The sequence below is a fragment of the Verrucomicrobium sp. BvORR106 genome, assembly GCF_000739655.1.
Classification (GTDB): Bacteria; Verrucomicrobiota; Verrucomicrobiia; order Verrucomicrobiales; family Verrucomicrobiaceae; genus Verrucomicrobium.
Map to the genome: position 1 here is coordinate 18,488 of NZ_BATR01000103.1, position 26,670 is coordinate 45,157.

19 protein-coding genes are annotated in these 26,670 nt (G+C 61.6%); 13 read left to right on the top strand and 6 right to left on the bottom strand.

All coding sequences use genetic code 11. The features are described from left to right. Positions 1–72: 72 nt before the first annotated feature. Entirely contained in the window at positions 73–1,137 is a 1,065-nt protein-coding gene (locus BV106_RS18105; RefSeq protein ID WP_038167035.1) for a hypothetical protein, read from the bottom strand. Between the two features lie 71 nt (positions 1,138–1,208). Here BV106_RS18105 and BV106_RS18110 point away from each other — a divergent pair, with 71 nt between their 5' ends. From BV106_RS18110 to BV106_RS18130, 5 genes are all read left to right on the top strand, one after another. Beyond that, on the top strand, positions 1,209–1,922 hold the full coding sequence (locus BV106_RS18110) for a hypothetical protein (protein ID WP_265595815.1): 714 nt from the start codon (positions 1,209–1,211) through the stop codon (positions 1,920–1,922). A gap of 117 nt (positions 1,923–2,039) precedes the next feature. Next, the gene (locus BV106_RS18115) at positions 2,040–2,339 is read left to right on the top strand and encodes a DUF971 domain-containing protein (protein ID WP_038167039.1); all 300 of its coding nucleotides are present in this window, start codon (positions 2,040–2,042) and stop codon (positions 2,337–2,339) included. Between the two features lie 25 nt (positions 2,340–2,364). Continuing rightward, positions 2,365–3,024, top strand: coding sequence for a hypothetical protein (locus tag BV106_RS18120; protein ID WP_265595816.1), 660 nt, complete (start codon positions 2,365–2,367; stop codon positions 3,022–3,024). Between the two features lie 134 nt (positions 3,025–3,158). Then, entirely contained in the window at positions 3,159–5,846 is a 2,688-nt protein-coding gene (locus BV106_RS18125; protein WP_038167084.1) for a phosphoenolpyruvate carboxylase, read from the top strand. Positions 5,847–6,595: 749 nt separating this feature from the next. Next, the gene (locus tag BV106_RS18130; protein ID WP_051946018.1) at positions 6,596–7,498 is read left to right on the top strand and encodes a DMT family transporter; all 903 of its coding nucleotides are present in this window, start codon (positions 6,596–6,598) and stop codon (positions 7,496–7,498) included. A gap of 108 nt (positions 7,499–7,606) precedes the next feature. Here BV106_RS18130 and glmM read toward each other — a convergent pair whose 3' ends face one another. The 3 genes from glmM to BV106_RS18145 all read right to left on the bottom strand — a co-directional run bounded on the left by glmM (position 7,607) and on the right by BV106_RS18145 (position 11,385). Continuing rightward, positions 7,607–8,977: a phosphoglucosamine mutase gene (glmM, locus tag BV106_RS18135; protein WP_038167041.1), complete on the bottom strand. Its 1,371-nt coding sequence runs from the start codon at positions 8,975–8,977 to the stop codon at positions 7,607–7,609. Positions 8,978–9,131: 154 nt separating this feature from the next. Beyond that, positions 9,132–10,823, bottom strand: a complete 1,692-nt coding sequence (locus BV106_RS18140; protein ID WP_038167044.1) for a LamG-like jellyroll fold domain-containing protein — start codon at positions 10,821–10,823, stop codon at positions 9,132–9,134. Next, complete coding sequence (locus BV106_RS18145; RefSeq protein ID WP_051946019.1) at positions 10,813–11,385, bottom strand: sigma-70 family RNA polymerase sigma factor; 573 nt, start codon at positions 11,383–11,385, stop codon at positions 10,813–10,815. Before BV106_RS18145 ends, BV106_RS18140 begins: the two co-directional genes overlap by 11 nt. A 136-nt stretch (positions 11,386–11,521) precedes the next feature. Here BV106_RS18145 and BV106_RS18150 point away from each other — a divergent pair, with 136 nt between their 5' ends. From BV106_RS18150 to BV106_RS18175, 6 genes are all read left to right on the top strand, one after another. Next, the gene (locus tag BV106_RS18150; protein WP_265595817.1) at positions 11,522–14,533 is read left to right on the top strand and encodes a PSD1 and planctomycete cytochrome C domain-containing protein; all 3,012 of its coding nucleotides are present in this window, start codon (positions 11,522–11,524) and stop codon (positions 14,531–14,533) included. Between the two features lie 79 nt (positions 14,534–14,612). Then, a complete protein-coding gene (locus BV106_RS18155) occupies positions 14,613–16,049 on the top strand; it encodes a DUF1501 domain-containing protein (protein WP_038167088.1) in 1,437 nt (478 codons plus the stop codon). Between the two features lie 136 nt (positions 16,050–16,185). Beyond that, complete coding sequence (pyrF, locus tag BV106_RS18160) at positions 16,186–16,935, top strand: orotidine-5'-phosphate decarboxylase (RefSeq protein ID WP_038167045.1); 750 nt, start codon at positions 16,186–16,188, stop codon at positions 16,933–16,935. 111 nt (positions 16,936–17,046) lie between these two features. Beyond that, positions 17,047–18,033 (top strand): malate dehydrogenase, encoded by a 987-nt coding sequence (locus BV106_RS18165; protein WP_038167046.1) that lies wholly within the window; start codon positions 17,047–17,049, stop codon positions 18,031–18,033. A gap of 420 nt (positions 18,034–18,453) precedes the next feature. Further along, positions 18,454–21,135 carry a PSD1 and planctomycete cytochrome C domain-containing protein gene (locus tag BV106_RS18170; RefSeq protein WP_038167047.1) on the top strand — a complete coding sequence of 894 codons (2,682 nt, stop codon included), beginning with the start codon at positions 18,454–18,456 and terminating at the stop codon, positions 21,133–21,135. A 157-nt stretch (positions 21,136–21,292) separates the two neighbouring features. After that, the gene (locus BV106_RS18175) at positions 21,293–22,672 is read left to right on the top strand and encodes a DUF1501 domain-containing protein (RefSeq protein ID WP_038167049.1); all 1,380 of its coding nucleotides are present in this window, start codon (positions 21,293–21,295) and stop codon (positions 22,670–22,672) included. Positions 22,673–22,780: 108 nt separating this feature from the next. Here BV106_RS18175 and BV106_RS18180 read toward each other — a convergent pair whose 3' ends face one another. Continuing rightward, positions 22,781–23,731: a DJ-1/PfpI family protein gene (locus BV106_RS18180; RefSeq protein WP_038167051.1), complete on the bottom strand. Its 951-nt coding sequence runs from the start codon at positions 23,729–23,731 to the stop codon at positions 22,781–22,783. A gap of 67 nt (positions 23,732–23,798) precedes the next feature. Here BV106_RS18180 and BV106_RS18185 point away from each other — a divergent pair, with 67 nt between their 5' ends. Next, a complete protein-coding gene (locus tag BV106_RS18185; protein WP_038167053.1) occupies positions 23,799–25,019 on the top strand; it encodes an MFS transporter in 1,221 nt (406 codons plus the stop codon). Between the two features lie 54 nt (positions 25,020–25,073). Here the strand turns inward: BV106_RS18185 and BV106_RS35835 are convergent, their stop codons facing one another. Beyond that, positions 25,074–25,571 carry a cytochrome c oxidase assembly factor Coa1 family protein gene (locus BV106_RS35835; protein WP_051946020.1) on the bottom strand — a complete coding sequence of 166 codons (498 nt, stop codon included), beginning with the start codon at positions 25,569–25,571 and terminating at the stop codon, positions 25,074–25,076. A gap of 151 nt (positions 25,572–25,722) precedes the next feature. Here BV106_RS35835 and BV106_RS35840 point away from each other — a divergent pair, with 151 nt between their 5' ends. Further along, positions 25,723–26,637, top strand: coding sequence for a UbiA family prenyltransferase (locus BV106_RS35840; RefSeq protein ID WP_051946021.1), 915 nt, complete (start codon positions 25,723–25,725; stop codon positions 26,635–26,637). Positions 26,638–26,670: the final 33 nt, after the last annotated feature.

A 26,670-nucleotide genomic window follows, 5' to 3' on the forward strand; every position in this document is an offset into this window, starting at 1 on the left:
GGCTGCCAGAACGGGTTGATGGCAAAAATGCTCCCCATCGCTCACCGCAGGAATCGGGCCTTTGTGCGGGGGTCAGTGGGGGTGAGCGGACGTTTTTTCCCCGAGCTGCTTGCCCAGCATGAACTCGATGTGTCTCTCCACGATGTCGCCCATGCTCATGCAGTCGTCGAAGACACCTGTGCCGTGGTACTCCCCGAGCTCTTTTTTCAGCTGCACCACCTTGGCCGGAGGCTCAGCGGGGTAGTGCTTCATGGCGCGGAAGAGGGAGCGGAGACGGGATTTCTCTGAGAGGTACCGTCTGGCGATGAGGCTGCGCTCCTCCTGCTGGTACTGCTGCATGGTGGCGTAGTTCAGGTACTTCGTGCAGAGCTTCACCACGGGGAGGTTCTCCTTGTAGAACTGGGGCAGGTACACGCTCTTGGCGCCCTCGTAGCTTTGCTGGTCGAAGTCGATGGCCCGTACGCGGTACTGGGTCTCCTCAAAGTCCGGCGTCATGTCCACCACGTAGTTGTAGCTGCGCATGTCCCCCAGCAGCCGGATGAAGCAGCGCTCGCTGAACTTCACGAACTCCTTGGCAATACGGACGCGGTTCACGTCCGAGCGCTCGAAGTATTCCCCAATGAAGACATCCCCCGGCACGCCGGCGATGTGCTCCTCGATCAAGGTGTCTTCATGCACCAGGTAGTTGATCCGGTTGGGGGAGAGCAGGTGCTCTAGTTCCAGGCCATACACCCGTGACGCGTCCGCCACCTTAATATAGAAGTGGTCGTAGTTGTCGTTGTACTCGTTGACCACGCGAATGCGGAAGGGCTTGCTGTTGCCAAACCCGCAGAAGTCCACCCGCTCTACATAGAGGTGGGGCACCGCCTTCAGGTCACCCGTTTTCAGCAGGGAGTAGATGCTGGTGAGGCGTGGCCACAGGTCTTTGAGCTGGGATCGCTCATACACCACGGTGTCCCAGAGGGTGCTGCGCCCCTCCTTGTCCATGAGCGGGTAGGCGCTCATGAAGCTCTGGAGGTCCCGGTAGAGCGCAGGAAGCGCGGCGAGGCGTCCGTAATGCCGGAGGTAGGTGCGGAGCTCATCACTGATGGTGATGAACTCTTTGCGACGCGTGATGGTGGGAGCTTCGTCCGGCATGGTAAAATTTTGAGGAGTCTAGCCTTAAAGAGTCTTGTCAGCACGCAGCAAACCTGCCATTAAATGCCGCCGTGAATTTTTGGCAGCTAATTCCGTGCCTCATCTCCGTTTCCAGTCTCGCACTGGCGGCGGATGAATTGCCGTTGCCAGTATTCGGCCCGCTCCCGGAGCGTGCGCCAGAGTCACAGAGCCAGGGGCTCCTCAGCCCCACGGCTGTGATCAAGCCGCCCACCAGTGGTCCGATTCTGGTGACCCCGGACATGTCCCGGCCCACCGTGGTGATTAAGCCCCCGCCTGCCGATGCCCCTGTGGCGGCGGCTGCAGTGAGGGAAGAGAAGGAAGTCCTTCCTCACATCACCGTGGGTGGCGTGTACACCCCTGGGAAGACGCCACGTGAGCTGGCCCAGGCAGAAGTCGAACGTCGCAATCAGGAAAAAGCCATCCGCCAGCAGATTGCGGAAGCGCATGTGAACGGCAGCACCACCCAGCTTCGGCAGGTGATCGTCATGAGCGGTCCCGTGGATACCTCCGTGGGTCGCTCTCCTACGCCCCCCAGTTCCAGTGCCCAGGGGACGAAGGTGACCCTCATCGGCATCGCGGGTAATGACGCGGTGATCAAGAACTTGGAGCCTTTCTTCGGTACGCCCGTTACGCCAGACAGCGAGAAGCGTCTGATCGAAGCCGTGAAGACGGATATCGCAGGCACAGGGATGGATGTCCGCATCGCCGGATGGTGGCCGCAGGAAGGCGTGATGGCCGTGAGTGTGGTACCCAAGGGCAGCTAGCCCGGTGCTTCAGGGCGTGACTCGCAGCCGGACGGTTCACCCGCCCGGCTTTTTTGTGCTCAATCGGAACCGCTTACTATTGGTTGCCGATGGGCCACCATGTTGAATGTTCGGTCAATGATTCGCCCGCTCAACATCGCCGCCATTGGAAACGAGATCGCCATCGCCTGGGAGGACGGCAAAGAGAGCTTCCTTCCCATGGAGAAGCTGCGCGCCGCCTCACCTAGTGCGGAAAACATTGGGGAGAGGGATCTGCTGGGGAAGCAGTATGGGGGCACTGATCAGAAAGAATACCCCGGCGTGACCGTCACCGGGTGGAAGTCGGTGGGCGGCTACGCGCTGCTGTTTGAGTTCAGCGACGGGCATTGCACCGGGATCTACCCGTTTGACTACCTTCGCCGTTTGGCTGACGAGTAGTTGAACCAGGAAGAAGGAGATGCCCATGCCGCAAGCTGTCGATGTGCCCGCTGTGCTGAGCCACCGCCTTGAAGGCAAAGGGCAGGGGGCGGGGCTGGGGTGCTCGCTCATTGCGGCCATTGTGCTGCTGGGGTTGGGTAGCTCCATCCTCTTCTACGGATCCACCGGGGCGGATAAGCGTTGGCTCGCCTGGCTGGTGGGTGGCGGTATGTGCTTTCTGGGCACGCTTTTCATCTGGTCCTGGATCACGCAGTTGCTCGCGGCAGGAACGACTCCAACCGTGGTGGAAGTCTCCGATTTACCTGTGCGAACGGGCGCCCCATTCAAGGTGGCGCTCATCCAGCCTGGACCTGCTGCACTGCGCTCTGTGAAAGTGCGGGTGATTTGCCGGGAGATCACCAGCAAGGTCGTCACCAAGCACATGGGCAAGGGGCGGGCACCTCGTAGACAGCGGTCGGTGGATGAAAAAATCCGCCATGAGCAGCTACTGGCCGACGCTCGGGAACTCCGGGTGGCGACCGGCGATACCTGGCACCAGATCTATGATGTCACCCTGCCAGCAGGGCTGCCCGGCACAGGGCTGGCGCAGACGCCACAGGTCCGGTGGACCGTTGAGTTGACCGGCAAGCTCTACGGGATGGGCCGGTTTTATCGCATCCATGAGCTGGATGTGGCGGAAGGTTGACGCTTTTGGCGACCTTTTCCGGGCGCGGCGGCATGTCTTGTGCTTGGTTGGGACACAAGACCTTGGAAACGAATCCCGCCTCAACACTGATCGAACATGGATTTAAACTCCTTGATGAGGAGTTGTCCTTTCTCATGGAAGCCTTTGCCGCGGCCCTGCGCCGGATTGGCGAGCCCGAACTGGCCGACCGCATGCCCTGGACGGGGCAGCCGCTGCCAGAACAATCCGGGCCCAATCGACCGCTGTGCCAAGCCTACTCCACGGCCTTCCAGCTGCTGAACCTTGTCGAGGAGCGCGTCGCCCTGCAGGTGCGACGGCTCCGCGAAAAGGACCTCGGGCCGCTGGCGGAGCGGGGACTGTGGCCAGACAAGCTGGCCGCCATGCAGGGTCTGAATCTGGACGCCCGGGCCATCGTGGAAATCATGAAATCCGTGCGCGTGGAGCCCGTGCTCACGGCGCACCCGACGGAGGCCAAGCGCGACAGCGTGCGCGAGCGGCATCGCGAAATTTACGACCTGCTGGAGCGTCGGGAGAACCCGGCTTTCACTCCTCGTGAGCAAGAGCGTGTGCGCGGCTTCCTGGAGGCTCAGCTGGAGTCCCTCTGGCGTACCGGGGAAATCCACGTCACCCGGCCCAGCATCGCTGAGGAGCTGGAGAATGCCCTCTTCTTCTTGCGGGAGGTCTTCCCGGAGGCGGTCACTCGTACCCGGACCCATCTGCGCGAAGCTTGGATCGCGGCGGGGCTCGACCCCGTGGCATTGAAGGATCTGCCGCCCTTGATCCGCTTTGGTACCTGGATTGGCGGTGACCGTGACGGGCATCCGTTTGTGACTGCTGAGGTTACCAAGTCCTCCCTGCAATCCCTGCGCAACAACGCGCTCCGTCTCTTTGCCCGCAAGCTGGACCGCCTAGCCTACAATCTCCCGCTGAGCAAACACTTCCAGGAAGTGCCTGCGGTGTTGGAGGAACTCGTGGCCCGTCTGGTGAAAGAGCTGGAAGGGCACGAGGTCGTGGATGTGCCAGCCCTGCTGGATCACCACGATGAGGAGCCCTGGCGTCTGGCCGCCTCCCTTATGCGGGGCAAGCTGCTGCTGACGCGCGATCACCCCGAGGCGACCACGGTCTATGCCGAACCCGGTGCGCTGGATGCGGATCTTCGCCTGCTGGCGGAATGTCTGAGCGCGGTGGGGGCTGAGCACCTGGTGCAGGACTATGTGGACCCCTTGCGCCATCAGTTGGCCGCCTTTGGCTTCCATTCTGCGGTGCTGGACGTGCGGCAGAATTCGGCTTTTCACGAGAAGGCGCTCACCCAGCTTCTGGTAAAGGCGGGCGTGCCCAATGCGGCCACCTTCCCCAGTTGGTCGGAAGGCGAGAAACGGGCGCTGTTGGACCACGAACTGGCCTCACCCCGCCCGTTCCTTTCCCCCGGTCTCTCGGCGGGGCCGGATGCGGATGCGGTGATAGAGTGTTATCGCGTGCTGGCAGAGTATCGTGCCCGCTATGGTGGGGCTGGACTCGGCTCGCTGATTGTTTCCATGACCCGCGGGGTGAATGACCTCCTCACGGTCTATGTGCTGGCACGGGAGGCGGGTTTGATTGAGCTCACCCCGCAGGGCCTGCGCAGCCCGTTGCCGGTGGTGCCTCTGTTTGAGACCATGGACGATCTTGCCCATGCACCTGCCGTGGTGGACGATTTCCTCGCCCATCCGGTCACCCGTATCAGTCTCACGGGGGGTGGCGGCAGCAACACGCCTGACTTCCAGATGATGCTGGGCTACTCAGACTCCAACAAGGACTGCGGCATCTTCGCCAGCCAGTGGGGCCTGCATCGTGCGCAAGAAGCCTTGTTTGAGGTGACGCGCCGTCATGGCGTGCGCCCCGTCTTCTTCCACGGTCGTGGAGGCACAGTGGGCCGCGGCGCTGGTCCTACCCATTGGTTCATGGAGGCACTGCCTCATGGCTCACTCGGTGGCTCCTTCCGCATGACGGAGCAGGGTGAGACCATTTCCCAGAAGTACTCCCATCTCGGCTCTGCCACCTACCAGGTGGAGACGCTTACTGCTTCCGTATCCGCCGCCACGGCCAAGCATCGGCACGCGCCCAAGCCAGCCGATCCCTGCCGTGAGATCCTGGACCGGATCGCGGGCTACAGCATGGAGGCCTACCGTGGCCTCCTGCATGCGCCGGACTTCATCACCTTCTACCGCGAGGCGACACCCATTGATGCGCTGGAGAACTCCCGCATCGGTTCGCGTCCCTCCCGCCGCACCGGACGTGCCAGTTTGGAAGATCTGCGGGCCATTCCGTGGGTCTTCTCCTGGACTCAATCCCGCTTCTATCTGCCCGGCTGGTACGGGGTGGGTGCCGCCTTCGAGCGGCTCAAGGTTGAAGCTCCGGAAGACTATGCTGCTTTGGAAGGCAGCATCTCGGAGTCCAGCTTCCTCCGCTACGTTCTGACCAACATGGACGGCTCCATCGTCAGCGCGAATGAAGAGATCATGCTGGCTTACGGCTCCTTGGTTGCGGATGAAGCCATCCGGACGCGGTTCATGGAACAGATCATCGCTGAGTTTCATCGTACCCGCGATCATCTGGCGAACATTTTGCATGGCGGCGGGTTTGGCTCCCGACGGCCCCGCATGGCCCGCACGCTCCAGGTGCGCGAGGAGCCGCTCAAGGTGCTGCACCACCAGCAGGTGGCGCTGCTGAAAGAGTGGCGTGCGCTCACCGCAGCCGGGGACACCGCCGCTGCGGAGGCCATGATTCCAGATCTGTTGATCTCGATCAATGCCATTGCTTCGGGGTTGAGGACGACGGGATAGGGGATTCGGTGCGTCGGTGCGTCGGTGCGTCGGTGCGTCGGTGCGTCGGTGCGTCGGTGCGTCGGTTGGGGGTTCGAGGTATCTTGAGCCTCCAGCGTGATGCTGGCCTGCAGTGGGTCCTTCTTCGGGGGGGAGCAACACCTGGATGCGGAGCATCTTTGGGTCTGCGGCGAGAATCGCCGCTTTTGGGAGTCCTGTGTGGGGCAAGTAGCCTGTGTGTGCAGCGGAGTTCGTGAGTTTTATCGGGGACCAACAGGTAGGAGTACCTCACAAGGCCCTGCCAAAGCGGTGATTCTCACCGCAGTCCCAAAATCCTGCTTCGCAGGATCAGGCGGAGGATGCAGTGGGTAGTGGGGTGTGTGTTCGGCTTCCCGTTTCGCGGGGTACTGAACCGGCGGGACGCCAGTAGCACGCACCGGCTGGAAGCCGATGCCACTTTTCATTTCACTTGCACTCCGTCTCTTCAGCCGTATCCAGTGGCCAGTTCATCTCCTGAATGTCTCCCGTCGTCACACGCCCTAAATGGCAACACCGCTGGCTTTGGCTGCTCAAGCCAAAGGGCGCGGTGGTCAAGTGACGCGCTGGATGACTGAAACGTAAGCCATTAAGTGGCGCGATTTTCCCGGATCCAGCAGCAGGCTAGGTGCCTGCCAGGCTTCTCTCTTCTCTACCCGCCCGACGCTCCCAGCCTCGGGCGTTTTTGTTTTCATGCCCCAGTTTCGCATTGCTTTCCCTTGTCCCATTGACCCATGTCCCGCAGTTTCAAATCCTCGCTTCTAACCTTTCTGATCGTCGCTGGCAGTTCGCTGTTCTTCTGCTCTAAAGCCGTGTTCGTGAAGCTGGCCTACCGCTATGGGCTGGATGCCGTCACGACACTGGCGCTGCGCATGGCCATGGCCTTTCCGTTTTTTCTGATCGGTGGCATCTGGGCTTCGTCTGGCAAGCATGTGAAGCCGCTCACGGGTCGCGACTGGGCTCGACTGGCCTTAGTTGGATTTTGCGGATGGTACTTCTCCTCCGTCATCAACTTCATGGGCCTGGAGCACGTGAGCGTGGGCTTGGAGCGGATGATCTTGTACACCTATCCGTCCATTGTCCTGCTGGGTTCTGTGTTGATCTTGCGCAAGCCGTTGAAGTGGGGCGTAGCGGGAGCCATGTTGCTCTCCTACCTCGGCATCTTGATCGGCTACTATGCGGAGGCCAGTGCCAAAGCAGGTGGGGAGACTTGGCTGGGAGCGCTGCTGGTGTTCGGCAGTGCGATCTCGTATGCTATCTTCGTCCTGCTCAGTGGGGAAATGATCTCGCGAATCGGTCCCATCCGCTTCACCTCCTGCGTGGTGGGTTTCTCCTGCCTCTATGTCCTCATTCACTTTGTGCTCACGCATCCACCGGGGGCCATCTTAAAACTGCCTCCAGGTGCCTATGGCTGCGGGGTGGCTCTGGCCATTGCGGGGACGGTTATACCCTCTTACCTGTTCGGCATCGGGCTCAAGCGCGCCGGTGCCCAGGCCTTTGCGGTGATTGGGATGATCGGCCCCCTCGGCACCGTCGGCCTCGCCTGGATGCTCCTGGGAGAGGCCATCAATCCCGTGCAGGTGCTGGGACTGGCGCTGACCCTGGCGGGCGGAGTCATCGTGGCGATGAAGAAGTGAGGCAAGAGTGAGGAGTTAGAAGTTATGGGTTATGAGTGAAGAGCGCTGATTCGGCAGTTTCAGCGCCTCTTGCACTTAACCCTTAACTTCTAACGCTTAACCTTCACTTCACACCCCAATCTGCTCCTGAATCGCCGCTGCGATCTTGCCAGCCTGATCCTCGATGTACTCGGGATCGCGACCTTCGATGAGCAGGCGGATGAGAGGCTCGGTACCGGAGTAGCGCAGCAGCACGCGGCCGAGGCGGCCGAGCTTCTTCTCGGTTTGAATGATAAGAGCATTGGCGGCTTCCAGTTCCTGAATGGCCGGCTTGGATTTCACACGCAGGTTGCGCTTGGCCTGGGGGAAGGGGGAGAGCACTTTGCGGAGTTCGCTCAGCGGCTCGCCCGTCTCGGCCATGATCTTCAGGATCTGGAGGGCGGCGATGAGGCCATCCCCGGTGGAAGCGTGATCGCGGAAGACGATGTGACCGCTTTCCTCGGCACCAAAGTTGAGGTCCTGTTTCCGCATGGCGGCGATCACGTAGCGGTCGCCCACGTCGGTGCGGATCACCTTGCCACCCATGCCCGTGACGAGATCGTCCAGGCCGTAATTGCTCATGGTGGTGACCACGGCAGTGCTCTCGCGGAGGGTGCCTTTGCGCAGCATGGAGACCACGGCGATGGCGATCAGTTCATCACCGCTGAGGCGCTGGCCCAGTTCATCACACAGGGCCACGCGGTCGGCATCCCCATCGTGGGATACGCCGACCTGGGCTCCCGTTTGGGCGACGAGGGCCTCAATGATCTCCGGGTGGGTGCACCCGCAATGAAGGTTGATATTGGCTCCGTCCGGGGAGGAATGGAAGGGGATCACCTCGGCACCGAGGCGCTTCAGCGTCTCCGTGCTCGTGAAAGAGGCGGCCCCGTTCGCGTTATCGAGGGCGATCTTCATGCCGTTGAGCCGGCGGCTCTGCATGGAAGCCATGGCGTGGGCGATGTAACGCTCGGCGGATCCTTGCAGCACGTGGGTGCGGCCGATGGCGGTCTCGTGCGGTCGGTTGGCCAGCAGAGCCTCATTTGACATGGCGGCCTCGATGAGCAGTTCCTCGTCATCCGTCAGCTTGTAGCCGTCACCGCCCACGAACTTGATGCCGTTGTCGTAGAAAGGGTTGTGGGAGGCGGAAACGACCGCGCCAAAGCTGGCTCCCTCCTGTTGGGTGATCAGCGCCACTGCCGGAGTGGGGACCAGTCCACACAGGTGCACATCCACCCCCATGGAGTTGAGACCTGCCACGAGGGCCGCCTCCAGCATGTCTCCGGAGAGGCGGGAATCACGGCCCACGATGCAGCAGGGGCGGGCACCTCTGCGGGATGCCCCCTGGCCAAGCACCTTGGCAGCCGCCTGACCCAGGCGCATGACGAATTCCGGCGTCATGGGGTGTTTGTTGGCCACTCCTCGCACACCGTCGGTACCAAAGTATTGTCGCTTCGCTGACATGGGAGGGCGGTTGTACCTCAAATGCCCGGCGAAGTCAAAAGCGAGCTGGGGTGGTATTTGGCGCACTTTTGCCAGGGAACCCCTGCCCGCTGATGGCGGGGCAGGGGAGCGGGATGAAATCAACGGTGGGTCCTGATGGCAAAGCGCCGCGGATTCAGCGAACGCTCGCGGCGCGTGCTTGGATCTCCTCGGACGTCAACAGTCGGTCGTAGATCGCGACCTCGGCCATTTTGCCAGCGAAGGGCCGCTGGAGCTGCCCCGGAGCTCGTCCTTCATTGTACCGGAGGCACCCGAACTGGATGGTGCAGGGAATCTCCGGGGCGAAGGGATCGGCTTCAGCTTTCCCCACCAGATGGCCATTCAGGTACAGCTCCATCTTCCCGTTCGTCTGTTGGGCTACCAGGTGGTGCCACTGATAGGGAAGAAACTTGGGCTCAGTGTAAATGTTGATCCCGCCGCCGCTGCCAGCGGGCCAGCGGGTGAGGTAGCGGACAATTCCTGGGCGTGGGCTCCGGCCGGGCTGGCGCACGGCCAGTTCCAGCAGTTCCAGGTGATCGTTCGGGGCTTTGCCAGTCGTCAGGGCGAAGAGGCTCATTTGTTCGGTGGTGGTACTGGCAAACCACATCTCCACCGCATGGGCAGCACCTGGTGCCAGCCAGGGCTCAACGGCGGACATGGCCCCTGGGTTCGTCTTGCCCCCCAAATGGCCGACGGTTCGCGCGGTGGGAGATTCGGGCGAAGCGGGTTCGAGACGGACGCCGCCCACGAGGCGCAGTGCAGGGGCACCAGTGACTTCGTTCGGGATCAATCCCTGCTCCAGGCGGTCCATCCGCCAGTAGTGAACCGGGCGGGAGGCGATGATCTTTTCCTCGTACCCCGCGGCAAGTTGCAGCGGGGGAACGTGAAGCTCCGTGGCAGGCAGAAATCCGGCAGGATCCGGCGTTGTGGTGAGGATCTCGCCCGTGGAGGGGATCAACTTGGCGGACTGTTGAGCGGTGAGGAGTTCCGTGCGTACGCCTTCCTGACCTGGGATGCGGAGGGAGGCCTCGGCTTCGCCTTCAAACACGGCCACCTGGGTGTTGCCGTCTTTCCCGACGGAGACCCCCAGCTCTGTGCCCAGATCCGTCACGGCCCCGCCGGGGGTTTCAATGCAGAACCCTTCAGCACCTTTGGGCACTCGCAGCCGCACGCGACCATCGTGGCAGAGGACGCGATCCGCGGTGAGAAGGTCGAGTTTGGCTGGTCCTTCCACATGCAGCACGACCCCGCTGGCGAACATGAGGCTCAACCGGCCTGACTTCAGCACCAGAGGACCGGCCGTGAGGTTCATGCCGCTGGCTGGCGGCTGTGATCCCCAAGTGCCGCCCCCTTGGGCAGCCTCCACCTGCACCAGAACGGCCAAGGGAGGAGACTTGCGCAGGTCTCCTTCCGGACCGGTCGGACGCATGGTCATGTAGAACGTCAGAAATCCGGCCACAGCGATCGTGGCGGCAAGCCCCAGCCAAGGCCACTTCGCTGCCCCTTGGACTGGTTGAAGCGAGGGTTCATCATGAAGGGCGGCGCGCAAAGTAGCGTCAAACTCCTCGTCTTCATTGGAGTTGCCTGAGCCTGCGTTTTCGATGCCAAGGACCTCGCTCAATTCAAGCCAGCGGGGTTCCGGGGCTTGAGAAAGCCGGGCCTGAGTCAAGGTCCAGACTTGCTGGGCCAGCGCTGTGCGGAAGGGCTCGTCATCACGCACTCGTTGCAGAAGCTCGGCAGTCCGCTCCTCGTTGAGTCCGTGAGAGCCCTCCTGCCAGGCGATGAGGGCGTCTTGGAGGTCTTTTTCAAATGTTGATTCAGGATTCACTGGCAACCTCCTTTTCCACGCATTCGCGCAGCAGTTTCAGAGCTCGATATTGCAGTTGGTACACGGCACCGACGGTGGTTTGCATCTCCTCAGCGAGCGCGGTCGACTTCCCACCATCCATCCAGCCCCGCACGACCTGGCGCATGCGTTCAGGCAGCTTGTGAATGCAACCGAGCATGGCCTGAAGCTGTGCCGCCCCGGTGCGTCCCGCCTCTTCGTCCAGGTCTTTGGCCAGGAAGGTGGAGGCGTCTTTACGAAACTTTTCCAGGGCATCGTGCCGGCGGCCCGATTTCTCAAAGTACTTGAGCAGCTTGTTGCGGGCGATGCCGCGAAGCCAGGCTCCAAGATCTTGGTCGCGCCGAAACTTGGGGAGCCCGCGATAGGCGGCGATGAAAGTCTCCTGGGCCACATCATCCACGTCATCCAGATGGTACATCTGGCTTGCCAGATAGGCCCGCAGGGAGGGGCGGTAGGCATGAACGATGGTGAGAAACGCATCGGCATTGCCGTTCAGGACGGCCTGGATGGTTTCATTCAGCGTGGTTGGCGGGACCTCAGCCATTGCCCTAGTATTTCAGGGGCTGATGCCATTCTCACGAGAATTCCGGCGATTTCTTCCTAGTTCAGGGGCTGGGCTGCGGAAGGACAATTTTTTGTGAGATATGTCCCATGGTCAGAAAGTTTGGGGAGTAATCACCATGTTGATCCGCACTCTCCCATCTCCTGGTCGTCGTCACCTTCCTGCCATGCTGGTGGGTGCGGTGATGGCCATGTTGGCCCTTCCTGGACTGCACTTGGCTGGCGCGGCGGAGCCGTCGGGCAAGGTACGGTTCAATGAGCAGATCCGCCCCATCCTTTCTGACATGTGCTTTCACTGTCACGGGCCAGATGACAAGACCCGCGACGCGGATCTCCGGCTGGACACTCGCGAGGGAGCTCTGGAAAATCGCGCCATCGTTCCCGGCAAGCCTGATGAAAGCGAGGTGATGGTGCGTCTGCTCTCGCATGATCGATCAGAGATGATGCCTCCGCCGAAGGCCAAGAAGCCGCCTCTCACCGAGGCACAGGTGGCCACGATCCGCCGCTGGATCGAGCAGGGGGCCGAATACGAAGGGCATTGGGCCTTCTTGCCGCTGCGGCAGACTCCGCCTCCAGCCCCTAAGAACGAGGCTTGGTCTCGCAATGGAGTGGACCGGTTCATTTTGTCCCGACTGGAGAAGGAGGGGATTCAACCATCGCCTGAGGCAGACCGGGCCACGCTGATCCGGAGAGTCTCGTTGGATCTGACCGGGCTGCTGCCCACCCCGGCGGAGGTGAGGGCGTTTGAGAAAGACGCCGATCCACTGGCCTACGAGCGACTGGTGGACCGCTTGCTTGAGAGTCCTCATTATGGGGAGCGCTGGGGTCGTCATTGGCTGGACCAAGCCCGCTACGCTGATTCCAATGGGTACACCATCGATGGGGAGCGTGGCATGTGGCCTTACCGGGACTGGGTGATCAAGTCCCTCAATGACGACCTCCCGTTCGACCGCTTCACCATTGAGCAACTGGCAGGAGACCTGTTGCCCAAGCCGACCAGGAACCAGCTCATCGCCACTGCATTCCACCGGAACACGCTGATCAACGAAGAAGGTGGTACCGACCCAGAGCAGTTCCGCGTCGAAGCGGTGATGGATCGCGTGAACACCACCGGGGCGGTCTGGCTGGGGCTCACCGTGGGCTGTGCCCAGTGTCATACCCACAAGTTCGATCCCATAACGCATGAGGACTACTACCGCATGTATGCGTTCTTCAATCAGGGCACGGACGTGAACAACAAAGGGGCCTCCATGGAAGTGGGGAAAGGGGAGGTCTTTGGCAAGCCCGTCAAGGTCAGCCCGCAGCCTGCGCCACTGGCGAAGGACGACAAAGCTCCAGCCAGCTCGCAAGCGCCGGGCCCGGATGTCATTCACACCCGTCTCGCCAGCCTGAAGTGGCAGCCGGTCGAGTATGTGGAATACGACACTACGGCCAATGCCGGCCTCAAGCTGCTGCCGGACAACTCCCTCCTGGCGGACGGTGGTGGATCCTTCAATGACACCTATCGGGTCGTGGTGAAAAGCGCCCTGAAGAAAGTCGCGGCAGTGCGTCTCCGCGTGTTGACTCATGAATCCCTGCCCAAGGGAGGTCCAGGCCTGGCGGGGAATGGCAACTTTGTGCTCACCGACTTTGATGTCAGCCTGGGCGGAAAAGAATTGCCCATCAAGCTGGCTTCTTCGGACCACTTCCAGCCGAACTATCCCGCCCAAGCGGCGGCGGATGGCGACGCCAAAACCGGCTGGGCGATCAATGTGGCAAAAGGCTCGGCCAACGGAGCCAAGATGAATGCGGATCACGACGCAGTGTTCGTCCTGGAGCAGCCGGTGTCTTTGGACGGTCAGCAGCTGGAGGTGAAGCTCCATCACGATCTCAATGAGAAGTATCTCGTGGGGCGTTTTGCCCTGGATGTGGTGGAGGTCGTGCCGGACCTGCCCAAGTCGGTGCCTCAGGTGGCCAAGGTTCCAAACATACCCGCCACTACGGCCAAGAAGGCCAAGCCGGGTGCCACCGGTGACACGGCGGAGCTGATGATCATGAAGGATCTGGACACGCCACGGCAGACCTTCCTCTTCCAGCGGGGGGATTTCCTGCGTCCAGACAACAAGCTCGGACCGCTGGAGCCCGGGGTGATTGCTGCAGTGCAGGCGGTCATGCCGGAATCTCAACGCCAGGCCTCCTTGAAGAACCGTCTGGATCTGGCCCGCTGGTTGGTGAATCCCTCGAACCCGCTGACTCCCCGGGTCACGATGAACCGCCTGTGGATGCACTATTTCGGTCGCGGGATTGTGGAGACTGAGGAGGACTTTGGTTCCCAGGGCTCCACTCCGGTGCATCCGGAGCTGCTGGACTGGCTGGCGGGGGAGTTCATCCGTCAGGGATGGAGCTTCAAGGCCATGCATCGGCTCGTGGTGAACTCCGCGACCTACCGGCAGAGCTCTCGCAGCCGTCCTGATTTGGCGGAAAAGGATCCGCGGAACCTCTTGCTGGCACGACAGGAGCGCGTGCGGGTGGAAGCGGAGATCATTCGTGATGCCGGACTCTGCGCCAGTGGTCTGCTGAACCCGGCGGTGGGCGGGCCGAGCGTGCGGCCGCCTCAGCCGGAGGGCGTGTATTCCTTTACCCAGAACAAGAAGAACTGGGTCACCGCCGTGGGACCGGATCGCTACCGGCGCGGCATGTACACGCTGTTCTATCGCAGCGCCCCGCATCCGCTGTTCACCACCTTTGATGCGCCGGACTTTCAGCAGGTCTGCACCCGGCGGTCACGATCCAACACGCCCCTCCAGGCACTGACGGTGGCTAATGACGAGGCGTTTGTGGAAATGGCGCGTGCCATGGCGGCCCGGCTCTGCAAGGAGCTGCCGGGGCCGGTCTATGCCGGACTCCGTGAGGGGCGGATAGCGCTCGCCTGTCGCCTCGCCTACGGCCGGGGTCCCTCCCTGGAAGAACTGAAGCTGCTGCAGAGGCTCTCTACCGATCTGCTGGGCGAGTATGGAAAAGACCGCGCTGCGGCTGAGGCCACCTGGGGGCCGGCTCCGCTGCCTGACAACGTGGCCCTGGCAGAAGCCGCCGCCCTCGTCGGTGTCACCCGTGCCCTCCTGAATACGGACGCCTTTGTCACCCGGGAGTGATTCCTGAATCTGCCAACCTTTTGATCACCTGCTCATGAATCACTGCACTCCACAACTGCTCGCCGAGACGGAACGCCGCATGGTGCACGACCAGACGCGACGTCATTTCCTCGGTCGCTGTGGCATTGGCCTCGGCTCCCTGGCATTGAATCACCTGCTGCAGCAGGACGGATTCGGAGCCATGGCCCCGGGAAGCTTGAAGATTGATCCCGCCAAGCCGATGTCGCCGCGGGCCGCCCCTCAGGCCGCGACGGCCAAGAATGTGATCTTCCTCTTCATGGCCGGCGGTCCCAGCCAGTTTGAACTGTTTTCCGATAAGCCGCGTCTTCGTGAGTTCAGCGGGCAAGCCCCTCCGGCCAGTTTGATGGCAGGCAAGCGGTTCGCCTTCCTGAAAGGCAACGAGACGTTGCTGGGCTCGAACCGCAAGTTTGCGCAGTACGGGCAGAGCGGCATGACCTTGAGCGAACTGCTCCCTCACCACCAGAAGATCGTGGATGACGTGTGCTGGCTGCGCGGGGTGAGCACGGATGTGTTCAACCACGGCCCGGCCAAGCTCTTCATGAACACGGGATTTCAGGTGCCGGGGCGACCCAGCCTGGGAGCCTGGCTCACTTACGGACTGGGCAGCGAGTCCCAGGATCTGCCCGGCTTTGTGGTGCTGCAGAGCGGACCCCGTGGTCCGCGTGGTGGGAACTCCCTGTGGAGCAGCGGCTTCCTGCCGACCTCTTATCAAGGGGTGCCCTTCCGCAGCAGCGGAGATCCCATCTTAAACCTGCGCAGCCCTCAGGGTATGTCCCCGGGTCGGGAGAGAAAACTCTATGACACGGTGGCGGCGCTGAATCGCAGCCGTCTGGATGAAGTGGGGGACCCGGAGATCATGACGCGCATCAACGCCTATGAAATGGCTGCCCGCATGCAGACCAGTGCCCCGGAACTGATGGACCTCAGCAAGGAGTCTGCCTCCACCCTGGATCTCTACGGGGTGAAGGCGGGGCAGCCCAGCTTTGCCACCAACTGCCTGCTGGCCCGCCGGTTGGTTGAGCGTGGCACGCGGTTCGTGCAGCTCTATCACACAGACTGGGATCATCACGGGGACCAGAAGAACAACCTGAGCGATGCCCTGGAGCAGCGGTGCGATGAAGTGGATCAGGCCGCTGCTGCGCTGGTCATGGACCTGAAACAGCGGGGCATGTTGAAGGACACTCTGGTGATCTGGGGCGGCGAGTTCGGACGCACGCCGATGGGGGAGGTGCGGCAGACGGTCGGCCGGGACCACCACATCGAAGGGTTCACCATGTGGATGGCGGGTGGCGGGGTCAAACCCGGCTGCCTTCACGGTGAAACCGATGAGCTGGGCTTCGGCGTCACCCAGGACCGGGTGCATGTGCACGACCTGAATGCCACCATCCTGCACCTGCTGGGCTTTGATCACGAGCGGCTGACTTACCGCTTCCAGGGGCGGGACTTCCGCCTCACGGATGTGCACGGAGAGGTGGTGAAGGGAATTCTGGGGTAGTCGAAGAAATTGAATTAACCGCAGAGACACAGAGGGCACCGAGGTTTTGGGAATTGGAACTGAGATTCTAAAATCCTGAAATTCTCTGTGCCCTCTGTGTCTCTGTGGCTAATCTAGCGGTCCTTTCCTTCCAGACATGACCTACCTCGATAAGCTCCGCCATCGCATCGCAGTTACCGGATCCGGCCTCTGTGTCGGCTTGGACATCCGCCTGGAGAAGGCAGACGACGCTGCCCGGGCGTTCATCGCGGACGTCATCACTCAGACGGCTCCCTACACGGCGGTGTACAAGCCCAACTCGGCCTACTTTGAGGCGCTGGGCTGGGAGGGGATGAAGCTCCTTCAGGAAACGATCGCCCTCATCCCCAAGGACATCCCGGTGATCCTGGATGCCAAGCGCGGCGATATTGGCGAGACCCAGCGGTACTACGCGAAGGCTTGTTTCGACATCCTCGGCGCTGACGCCGTCACGCTCAATCCGTACATGGGACGGGACACCCTGGAGCCGTTCTTGGATTATCAGGACAAGGGCATCTATCTTCTGGGGGTGACCTCCAATCCGGGAGCAGTCGATATTGAACTGCAAACCTTACTGGGTGGGGGACAGGTGTTTGAGCTCGTGGGCAAGATGACCGCCCAGCATCCCCAAGCCGGTCTGGTGCTGGGGCTGACCAACGCCACGCCGGAAACGCTGGCCCGCATTCCCGATGTGCCTTTGCTCATTCCCGGGTTGGGAGCCCAGGGTGGGGACATCGCCGCGCTTCATGGCGCGGCCCGCACGGCGCCTTCCGTGGTGAATGTCTCACGTGGCATTCTTTATGCCGAGCCGGAGCTGACCTTTGCCCAGAAGGCCGAGAAGTGGGCCCGGGTGATCGCAGGCAAGTGAGGACCGTCACTTCCCCTTGAGGGTAAATTGGGATTTCCCGGACACGGGAACGTCAAATTTTCCCGGCGGACCTTGCGTTCCGCTCCGGCTTCGCTTTGGTGTGGGCTCTCTATGAAGTCTCCCATCACTGTTGCTGTCACCGGAGCGGCTGGCCAGATCGGCTACTCCCTGCTTTTCCGCATCGCCTCCGGTTCCATGTTTGGCCCGGATCAACCGGTGGCCCTCAGGCTGATTGAAATCGAACCCGCTCTTCCGACCCTCGGTGGCGTGGTGATGGAGCTCGATGACTGCGCCTTCCCGCTGGTGCACAGCATCACCCCCACTTCCGACCTCAACGAAGGCTTCCGTGGGGTGAACTGGGCTCTGCTTGTCGGTTCCGTGCCGCGCAAAGCCGGGATGGAGCGCAAGGACCTGCTCAACATCAACGGGAAGATCTTCGTGGGCCAGGGCCAGGCGATCGCCAAGAACGCCGCCTCCGATGTGCGCGTGCTCGTGGTGGGCAACCCATGCAACACCAACTGTCTCATCGCGATGAACAACGCCAAGGAAGTGCCGGCTGAGCGCTGGTTCGCCATGACGCGTTTGGACGAGAACCGCGCCAAGTCCCAGCTCGCTCAGAAGGCTGGCGTGCACACCACGGATGTGACCAATCTGGCCATCTGGGGCAACCACTCCGCGACCCAGTATCCTGACTTCACCAACGCCAAAATCAAAGGCCAGGCTGTGACCGAAGTGATCAGCGATCAGGCCTGGCTCGAAGGCGAATTCATCACCACCGTGCAGCAGCGTGGTGCGGCCATCATCAAGGCCCGTGGATCTTCCTCCGCCGCCTCCGCCGCCAACGCGGTGGTGGACACCGTGAAGTCCCTCGTGACGCCGACCCCGGCGGGCGACTGGACCAGCGTGGCCGTCGTTTCCGATGGCAGCTACGGCGTGGAGAAGGACATCATCACTTCCTTCCCGATCCGCATGGACGGCTCCAAGTGGGAGATCGTGCAGGGCGTACCGGTCAGCGAGTTCAGCCAGGGCAAGATCAACGCCACCATCAACGAGCTCAAGGAAGAGCGCGATGCGGTGAAGGAACTGGGCCTCATCTAAGGGGAGTCCCAACGATCTGATATTTCTGGAAGCGGAACCTGCACGGCGGGTTCCGCTTTTTTGTGCCTACTGACCGAGGAAGATTCTGAGCAACGCGGAGCCATTTTGACGAAAAAGACAGTTTTCGGATCAATTCTCCCTAATTCCCATTGACTGAGTGTGGTATTGGGTTAGAACTAGCATGTGCAGGGCTGACCCAACCAATGGGATGCACCTCCGATGTCATGTAGAGCACTGACCGGTCGTCCGGAGTTACTCGCAGGCATTTGCCGCCACACCACCAATTACGTCGGGATGACTGTTTCCCGGGCCAGGCATGTGGAGTCGAAGCAAGCGCTTCGGCCATAGATGGCCCCATCTCTCGTTTGCCCTGGCTGGTGAGGCTTCCTCGCATCGCATTGCCATTCCCCAGTTACTTCCATGGAGCCCTCATTCCATCCCTCTCTCCTACAAGACTTTATTGGAACTCATGCCGCCTTGCTGCGTCGCACGGTGGGTGCTGTGTCGGTTGTTGCCGGGCTTGCCGCCCCATCTTTGCTGGCCAATCCCGCACCAGATGCTGGACAGGACCAGTCGCTGGAATTCTTCGAGAAGAAGGTTCGTCCCATTCTCGTCAATCATTGCTACACCTGCCACTCTGCGGAGACCAAGCCCGCCGGCGGGTTGAGAGTGGATGATCGCAATGGCCTCATCATGGGCGGCGACGAAGGTCCGGCCGTGGTTCCAGGAAATCCCGACAAGAGTCTGCTCCTGACCCGGGTGCAGCGGAATCATGCCAAGGTCATGCCGAAGGAGGGTGAACTGCTGACCGACACCCAGATTGCCGATCTCTCCCAGTGGATCAAGGATGGCGCAACGTGGCCTCGGGAGCGTATCCCTGCGTCCATCGGTCGCGCCAGTGCAGAGTACGACAAGCTCAAAGCGGAACACTGGGCCTGGCAGCCCTTGAAGGCTCCGGCGGTGCCAGCCGTGAAAGACACGGGGTGGGCACGCGATACCATTGACCAGTTCATCCTGGCCAAGTTGGAGGAAAAGCAGCTCTCCCCGGTGGCCGATGCGGACAAGGTCACCTTGATCCGCCGCGTCACTTATGATCTCACCGGCCTGCCGCCCAAGCCGGAGGACGTGTATGCCTTTTTGAAGGACTCATCGGACAATGCCTTCGCGAAGGTGGTGGATCGCTTGCTGCAGTCCCAGCAGTTTGCTGAGCAATGGGGACGTCACTGGCTGGATGTGGCCCGCTATGGCGAATCCACCGGACCCTCCCGCAACATCCCCTATCCTCATGCGTGGAAGTATCGGGACTACGTGCTGGATGCGGTGAACCGTGACATTCCCTATGATCAGTTCATCCGGGAGCAGATCGCAGGAGATCTCCTGCCAGCGGAGTCATCCACCGAGCGTGACCGCTTGCTGACGGCCACCGGTTTCCTCGCCCTTGGGGTGAAGGACGTGAATCAGCGCTTCAAGGTGCGCTTTACCATGGACAACGTGGACGAGCAGATCGATGCCGTGACCCGTTCGGTCCTGGGGCTCACGGTGAGTTGCGCCCGTTGCCACGATCACAAGTTTGATCCCATTCCGGTGACGGACTACTACGCCCTCGCAGGCATCTTCACGAGCACCGACCACTGCGCCGGTGTCCGCAACAAGATGGGCGGCGGCGGCCTGGACTACTATGATCCAGCCATGCTGGTGAAGCTCGCCTCTGACGCACCTCCGGTGCCGGAAGGGGACGTGGAAAAGCTGAAGGCGCAGGTCGCAGAGGCCAAAGAAGCCTGGGACAAAATCCGCGGCACTCCGGAAGGCCTGGCTCGCGGAGCCAACGGTCAGCCCAAGCAGCGCGCTTTCCGCCTGAAGTTTGACCGCCTTCAGGGCGACTTGCTGGCCCTGACGGATCCTGCCGCCCGCGGTCATGCCGTTCACGGCGTACGTGACGCCAAGACCGTGGCGGATACAGAAGTTCGCATCCGCGGTGAAGCAGAACGTCTGGGGCCAACGGTGCCGCGTGGTTTCCTCAGCGCCTTCCAGGTCCCGGGAACGGAGCCCATCAATCCCCAGCAGAGCGGTCGTCTGGAACTGGCCAAGTGGCTCACCAGCGCGAACAACCCTCTCACGGGGCGTGTCATCGTGAACCGTGTCTGGCAGAGCCTGTTCGGCACCGGCATTGTGAACACGGTGGACAACTTTGGTATCAATGGCGGTCAGCCCTCCCATCCGGAGTTGCTTGACTACCTGACCCAGGAGTTCGTCCGTGATGGCTGGTCGCTCAAGAAGCTCGTGCGCCGCGTGGTCCTGTCCCGCTCCTATCAGCTGGGGGTGGATGCTCCCGATGCCAATCGTGAAGTTGACCCCGCGAACCGGCTGGTCTGGCGTCACTCCCCCCGTCGTCTCACGGCGGAGGAGATTCGGGACACCTTGCTTGTCACTTCCGGTCAGATCCAGCCCAAGCCTGAAGCCTCCGCGGCCAAGGAACTGCGCATGATTGAGATGCGGGACAACGGCGCCGAGGCGGCATCGATTCATCGCGCCGCAGACAAGAGCCTCTCCCGTAGTGTCTATCTGCCGCTGCTCCGCGGCGTGACTCCGGGGAACCTACAGGCCTTTGACCCGGTTGAGCAGACGTTGGTGACCGGCCAGCGCGATGCCACCACGGTGCCCACCCAGGCGTTGTACCTGCTGAACTCACCCTTTGTGAGGAAGGAAGCACTCGCCCTGGCCAGCAAGGCGGCCGGAGATACGGCAAGGACCGCTGGTGATTGGGTGCGTCAGATCTACCTCCTGACTCTGGGGCGCTCCCCCAGCGATGTCGAGGCAGCCCGTGCCGAGCAGTTCCTGGCGGACTATGAGTCCACCTACCAGGCAGAGCTTGGCGATGCTCCAGTGCTCGCCCAGGCGGATGTCCGGGAAAGCTCTGACACCAGCACCACGGACGAGACGGCCGCCAAGCCGCCCGTTGTACCCGAGAACCCTGACAATGTGGACCGCTCCGACCAGGTGGTGGTGGATGAAGCGGTGGTGGCCCCTGACGCAAAAACCGCCGCATGGCTCAACCTGGTGCAGGCCCTCTACGCCTCTGCTGAGTTCCGTTTCGTGAGGTGATGGGGGAGAGGGGTGAGGGTTAGAAGTTATGGGTTATGAGCTGCGAGGCAATTCCCGGGAGCGGTCCCACTTCTAACATCTAACCCTTAACGCCTAACCTTTCTCCTCATCTGAAGTGCCTCCATCCATTTAACAAGCTTCCCCAATTCTAGTTACCATGTTCCGTTCTCCTCAATCTCCCCAGCTGTCCCGCCGCACGGTGCTTCGCTCCAGCGGCGCGGGGTTTGGCTATCTTGCTCTCGCTGGCCTGCTTGGCCAGGATGCGCTGAAGTCCCAGGCATCTGCCGCGGTGGAGCAGCCGCTGCTTCCCAAGGCCCCGGTGCTGCCGACCAAGGCCAAGCGCATCATCTTCATCTTCATGGAAGGGGCCATGTCTCAGCATGACACCTTCGACTACAAGCCAGAGCTGATCCGCAGCAATGGCAAGTCGGGTCCCGGGGGCGGCACGGTGACGGCCTCCAAGTTCCGCTTCAAACAATATGGTGAGACCGGCACCTACTTCTCGGAGTTGCTGCCGAACATCGCCAAGCACGCGGACAAGATGTGCTGGTTGCGCGGACTGCACACGGACACCCCGGCTCACCCGCAGGCGGTGGTGCAGTTGCACACTGGCAGTGCCAATGCCGCACTGACTCGGCCCAGCATGGGATCGTGGTTGCTGTACGGTCTGGGCACTGACAATCAGGATCTGCCTGGCTACGTGACCATCAACCCGCCGCCGAACTTTGGCGGTGCCGTGAACTATGGCAGCGCTTTCTTGCCTGCTCACTATCAGGGCACCCGCATCACGGACCAAGGGTACTTGCCGAATCTCAAAGCCGCCTCCGCCGCGAAGTTGCAGCGCAAGCAGCTCGACCTGATTCAGGGAATGAATCGCGACTTCGCCCGTCAGGCGGGATCCCCGGATCCGGTGGATGGCATCATCGCCTCCTACGAACTGGGCTTCCGCATGCAGGACAAAGTGCCGGAACTGCTCGATATCTCCAAGGAGCCGGAGCACATCCGCGATGCCTACGGCATCAAAGACGGCGCGGCGGGCTCATTTGCGCGCCAGTGCCTCATGGCCCGGCGTCTGAGTGAAGCAGGCGTGCGGTTCGTGGAAATTTGCCAGGGTGGCTGGGACCACCACAACAACCTGCACAAAGGCTTGCTGGATCGCACGGCCTCCATCGACCAGCCGACGGCGGCGTTGTTGTCTGACCTGGAAGCCCGTGGCATGCTGAATGACACCCTGGTGCTCTTTGGCTCCGAATTCGGACGTCTTCCCACGGCGCAGGGCCAGGATGGTCGTGATCACAACATCACCGGCTACTCTATGTTCCTTGCCGGCGCAGGCGTGAAAAAAGGCTTCACCTATGGCGCCACGGATGAACTGGGCATCAAGGCCGTCGATGGTCGCATGCACACGAATGACCTGCACGCCACGCTCCTCGCCCTGATGGGCCTGGATCACGAGCGCTTGACTTACCGCTATGCCGGACGCGACTTCCGCCTCACGGACGTGGCCGGGGAGGTGGTGAAGGATATTTTTGCCTGAACAGAATGATGAATTAGGAATTTTGAATTATGAATTGAGGATCAAACATCCGCAGATGCCTCCAACCTGTGCGGCCCAATTCATAATTCCTCATTCCTAATTCATAATTTAGGGCATTCCTCTCCGCATGTGTCTTCTCAACGCCTGCGGGCTTTGGCCGTAGAGTTTGACGAAGGCCTGGCGCATTCGCTCCGCCTGGCCGAATCCTACGCTAGCGGCGATGTGCTCTAGAGGTTCATCGCCGTCCTCGATTCGGGGGCGGGCGGCTTCGGCTCGAAGCCGTTCCACAGCACGGGCTGGGGTCTGTCCGGTCTCCGCGAGAAAGACGCGCCCAAACTGACGGGTGCTCAGGCCCACCGCAGCGGCCATGGCATCTATGGGGAAGTCTTCTGCGAGGTGTTCCCGGGCGTAAGTCAACGCATCACGGATGCGATGGGATTCAGGTTCAAGATCCAACATGGCGGAGAACTGGGACTGCCCGCCCAGGCGGCGGTGGGACATGACCAGCTCCCGGGCCACGGTTTTGGATACGGTGGCTCCCAGATCTTCCTCGATGAGTGCGAGGGCCAGATCGATGCCGGCGGTGATGCCAGCGGAACTCCAGACCGGGCCGTCTTTGATGAAGATGCGGTCGTCGTCCAGCATCACGTCCGGGTGTTCTGTCCTGAACCTGCCGACATGCCGCCAGTGGGTGGTGGCTTTGCGACCAGTGAGCAGCCCCATGCGGGCCAGCAAAAAGGCTCCGGTGCAAACGCTGGCCACGCGACGTGATTTCTCCGCCGTGCGCTGAAGCCTGGCACATGAGTTCGGGGTGATGCAGCTTTGATGGACACCCCGGCCTCCTACGATGATGAGCGTATCCGGTGCGGCGAGGTCCGCCCGGAGGGAGACCACCTGAAGGCCAGCGGAACTGGGCACCAAGCCCCCAGATTCAGAGACCACCTCGGTCGCATAGCTGCCAGGGCAGGCGCGCTCAGCCAGATCAAACGCCGAGAGCGGACCGCTGAGGTCGAGCAGTTGAAACTGGGGGAAGATGAAGAAGGTCACCTTTCTGCTCATGGCGTAAAATGTGGGATTTATGTCGTTTAGGACAGAAGTCTCTTGGGGCAAAGGTGGGAAGTCAACCATGAACGCCAGCTCTCCCAATCGTCGCAATGCCCGGCTCCTCGCGGTCTGTCAGGCTCTCTACATCTGCGCCATCTCCATCGACCTCACCCTCACGGGGCTGACGGGATACGAGCTGGCGCCGGACAAATCCCTGGCCACGCTGCCCTTCGCCATGATCACCGTGTCAGGGGCCGTGGTGTCGTACTTTGCCGCCTTCCTCCTCCAGCGGCTCGGCAGGCGGTTGGGTTTCACTTTGGGGGCTCTCATCGGAGCCGCCGGTGGTGGGGTGTCCGTCTGGGCAGTGATGGAAGGCCGCTTCTGGCTCTTCTGTGCTGGCACGGCAGGCGTGGGGGTTTACCAAGCGTTCGCTCTGTATTACAGGTTGGCGGCCGCTGACGCTGTGGAGCCTGAGGCCAAGAGTCGGGCTATTTCGACGGTGTTGGCCGGCGGGGTGCTGGCGGCCATCCTCGGGCCTGCGCTCGCGGCCTGGAGCAAGGACCTGATTCCCTCAGCCCTGTTTGCCGGGGCATACCTGATGGTCGCCCTGTTGGGATTGGTGGCCGCAGGGTTGTTGTGGGCGTTCTATCGCGATGGCGATTCGATTGAGTCCGGTGGGGCGCAGGCTGTTAATGGAGGGCCTCCACGTTCGTTGGCGGTCATTGTCCGGCAGCCGGTGTTTGTGGCATCCATGGCCAACAACGTGATCGGCTCGGTCACCATGTTGTTTGTGATGACGGCTGCGCCTCTGGCCGCCGTGTCGTGTCACCATAGCATTGACGATGGGGCCAGCATCATTCAATGGCATCTGGTAGGCATGTACGCTCCGTCGCTCATCACGGGGTGGCTGATCCGCAGGTTCGGACTGCTCACTCTGTTGCTGACTGGGGGAGTTCTGAATGTGGCGTGTGTTGTGGCAGCGGTGTCATCGACGAGTTTGCCTGCATTTTATGCGGCGCTCTTTGCTCTCGGGGTGGGGTGGAACTTCATGTTCGTCGGCGGCAGCACGCTTCAGGCGCAATCGTATCGTCCCTCGGAGAGGGCCAAGACCCAAGGCGTGTCGGAGTTTCTACGCTACGCCACCACGGCGGGGGCCACGCTGGCCGCGGGCCCGGTGCTCCAGCATTATGGATGGAGCACGGTCAACTTCGCCATTCTGCCGCTGTTGTTCGTGGCTACGGCGATGACCCTCTGGTGGGGGAGGCAGGAGCGTGCCGCAAAAAAAGAACCCCTGCCAGCGTGACCTCTGGCAGGGGCGGATTCGAGAAACTAGATGGATGGCCGGAAAGGCCTGTTGCTAGTTTTGCGTGGCTGGGGCCGTGGCCGGAGCGGCAGCGGGATCGGCAGGCTGGCCCTCGGTCAGCAGGTCGATGTCAGGACCACTCGGGGCGACTTTGGCGTTCAGCACGCTGAACTGCCATTCGCCACCTGCGGGCTTGGAAGCCGTGGCGGTGACCACGGCGGCGCGGCCGCTGGTACCTTCCAGGGTGAGGATGATGTTGGCTTCACCCGCACCATTGTTGGTGCTGGCGGAGCCCATCGGGGAGAAGAAGTTCTCCTTGATGGGTGTGCCAATGGCCGCCTGAAGGGCGGGGGAGTTCTGCGCCTTGGACAGAGCGATCTTGTACGCATCGGTCTGCTTGATAGCACCCAGAACGACAAAAACGAAGCCCACGACGCCGGCGATGCCGAGCGCGATCAGGCCGAGGCAACCGCCACAGCCAAAGAGGACCCATTTCTTGCCGCTGCTTTTGGGAGCGGGGTTCTGCTGATATCCGGGAGGTGTCGAGGTCATATGAAGGTATAGATTAACTGTTTTGTGTATCGAGCAACTGACGAAATGGGGATGTATGGACTTCCGCCAATGTGACATAGGATTTACCTGCCCTTGACGTCGGAGTCACGCCTCACGAACGTACCGGCCCGTTTTTTTTGGTGAATCCCTCATGAAACTGCTCCGCCCCTGGCTGGAACTGGCCCGCATCTCCAATCTGCCGACTGCCTGGACAAACGTCCTGGCGGGGTGGCTGCTGGCGGGTGGTGGGCAGAACTATGCTGCGCTCGGCTGGCTTCTGTTGGGGGGATCGTTGTTGTACACCGGCGGCATGATCCTGAATGACGCTGCGGATGTGAAGTTTGACCGGGAGCACCGCAAGGAGCGTCCCATCCCCTCAGGCCGGGTCTCGGCAGGTTTGGTCTGGCTGGTGGGTCTTGGGATGATGTTTGTCGGCGCGGGAGCTTTCATCTTGGGCGCTGGGGCCTGTCCCTGGCTGGTCGGGGGGCTGGTGCTGGCCATTCTGGCTTACGACTTCTATCACAAGCCCTGGGCAGGGTCGGTCTTCGTCATGGGCAGTTGCCGCACCTTGCTGGTGCTCTCTGCCGCCTCAGCCGTGACCGGCGGTCTGGATCCGCGGGCAGACCTTGCGGTCATCTTGCGGGCCGTTGCCTTGGGCGGCTACATTGTCGGGGTGACATTGATCGCGCGACACGAATCCCGCCCCACCCAAGCCGGTGGCTGGCAGCGCATGGTCGGTTACCTCGGCCTGGGCCTGCCGGTCCTGGTCACCGCGGGCATCCTGGCCACCCAGCAGCCTGTGGTCGCCTATTTCCAAAAACCTCAGTGGACGCATGCAGTGGCCCTGGCTGCGATGCTGCCCGTCATCCTCTGCGTAAGGAAGGCCCTGAGGCTCATGCGGACGCCTCCTCCGTCAAACATCGGACGTGCCGTCGGCCTTTTGCTGGCGGGAATCGTATTTGTAGATGGGCTGGCTGTCGGTCTGACGGCTCCCGCGTTTACCCTCCTGTTCGCGCTGTCCTTCCCGCTGTTGCTTCTGTGGCAGAGAAAGATCGCGGCCACGTAAGCGTAGATATCCACCCTTCATCACCCTCCCAGA

Bases quoted from the DNA above. Each gene is read 5' to 3' on its own strand.
- glmM (WP_038167041.1), bottom strand. From the start codon at position 8,977: ATGTCAGCGAAGCGACAATACTTTGGTACCGACGGTGTGCGAGGAGTG.
- BV106_RS18185 (WP_038167053.1), top strand. From the start codon at position 23,799: ATGAACGCCAGCTCTCCCAATCGTCGCAATGCCCGGCTCCTCGCGGTC.
- BV106_RS18170 (WP_038167047.1), top strand. From the start codon at position 18,454: ATGGAGCCCTCATTCCATCCCTCTCTCCTACAAGACTTTATTGGAACT.
- BV106_RS18130 (WP_051946018.1), top strand. From the start codon at position 6,596: ATGTCCCGCAGTTTCAAATCCTCGCTTCTAACCTTTCTGATCGTCGCT.
- BV106_RS35840 (WP_051946021.1), top strand. From the start codon at position 25,723: ATGAAACTGCTCCGCCCCTGGCTGGAACTGGCCCGCATCTCCAATCTG.
- BV106_RS18120 (WP_265595816.1), top strand. From the start codon at position 2,365: ATGCCGCAAGCTGTCGATGTGCCCGCTGTGCTGAGCCACCGCCTTGAA.
- BV106_RS18155 (WP_038167088.1), top strand. From the start codon at position 14,613: ATGGTGCACGACCAGACGCGACGTCATTTCCTCGGTCGCTGTGGCATT.
- BV106_RS18175 (WP_038167049.1), top strand. From the start codon at position 21,293: ATGTTCCGTTCTCCTCAATCTCCCCAGCTGTCCCGCCGCACGGTGCTT.
- BV106_RS35835 (WP_051946020.1), bottom strand. From the start codon at position 25,571: ATGACCTCGACACCTCCCGGATATCAGCAGAACCCCGCTCCCAAAAGC.
- BV106_RS18125 (WP_038167084.1), top strand. From the start codon at position 3,159: ATGGAAGCCTTTGCCGCGGCCCTGCGCCGGATTGGCGAGCCCGAACTG.
- BV106_RS18115 (WP_038167039.1), top strand. From the start codon at position 2,040: ATGATTCGCCCGCTCAACATCGCCGCCATTGGAAACGAGATCGCCATC.
- BV106_RS18105 (WP_038167035.1), bottom strand. From the start codon at position 1,137: ATGCCGGACGAAGCTCCCACCATCACGCGTCGCAAAGAGTTCATCACC.
- BV106_RS18165 (WP_038167046.1), top strand. From the start codon at position 17,047: ATGAAGTCTCCCATCACTGTTGCTGTCACCGGAGCGGCTGGCCAGATC.
- BV106_RS18145 (WP_051946019.1), bottom strand. From the start codon at position 11,385: ATGGCTGAGGTCCCGCCAACCACGCTGAATGAAACCATCCAGGCCGTC.
- pyrF (WP_038167045.1), top strand. From the start codon at position 16,186: ATGACCTACCTCGATAAGCTCCGCCATCGCATCGCAGTTACCGGATCC.
- BV106_RS18150 (WP_265595817.1), top strand. From the start codon at position 11,522: ATGTTGATCCGCACTCTCCCATCTCCTGGTCGTCGTCACCTTCCTGCC.
- BV106_RS18180 (WP_038167051.1), bottom strand. From the start codon at position 23,731: ATGAGCAGAAAGGTGACCTTCTTCATCTTCCCCCAGTTTCAACTGCTC.